This window comes from Winogradskyella pelagia (genome assembly GCF_017581965.1).
Taxonomy (GTDB): domain Bacteria; phylum Bacteroidota; class Bacteroidia; order Flavobacteriales; family Flavobacteriaceae; genus Winogradskyella; species Winogradskyella pelagia.
Genome location: NZ_JAGEVF010000042.1, coordinates 1 through 741, shown reverse-complemented (window position 1 = coordinate 741; position 741 = coordinate 1). Strand labels below are relative to the sequence as shown.

The 741-nt window shown below is 37.2% G+C and carries 1 protein-coding gene; it reads left to right on the top strand.

The window, feature by feature from the left end; all coding sequences use genetic code 11:
* Nucleotides 1–517, top strand: a 517-nt coding sequence (locus J4050_RS15170; RefSeq protein WP_208155462.1) for a hypothetical protein, incomplete at its 5' end; no start/stop codon positions are given.
* Between the last annotated feature and the right edge of the window lie 224 nt (nucleotides 518–741).

The following is a 741-nucleotide window of genomic DNA, read 5'->3' as shown; positions in this document are numbered from 1 at the left end:
AGACCGTTGTAGCACATTAAACCAAAATCACGTGATAAGAATGAATACCTACATAATCTTCGGAGTTTTAGCTTTAATCGGAATATTTGCTTTGATTAACTGGAATTCAAAACGGAATTCAAACACACACGGAATTGCGGAAAATAAGACTGAATTACGGAATGTTGAAATCCGACAAGAAAGGCGAGATTTAAAACTTACTGTCTCTTATAATTACGGAGAAACCACAAAAACTATATCTGAAAAAGCAACAGCGGAAATAATAAAAAGCACAATGGAATCAACAAATTGGAATGAATTTCACATTGTGCAATTGGAAGATGAAAATGGAAATGGATACAAAGCTCTGCACGTGAGCGGAAGTTTAGGCGATGACGGATTAGCTTCTGGATTTGTGACAGACGATGACCATATTTTATTGGTAAAACCATTAGAAACGGTTGAACAAATGACTGAAATTCTTCTTGACTTTTTGAAAGGAGAAGAAATTTGGCGTAATAAATATGAATATAAATAACGTGCTACAACAACGTGTAAGCGCAATAACGGCTGAATTTCCTAATCGGAAATTCAACTCGTTTTTCTAAATTAGGTGCGTCAGCAGAAAGTACTCGCGCACTTTCCCGTTACTGACGCTTACACAAACCCGATGAGAACACATTCGCCAAAGGCGAACTTTAATTACTACGTGCTTCGCACTATCGTCCTTAAAGCAAGGTGTTCTCATCTGCAGGGTTAAAC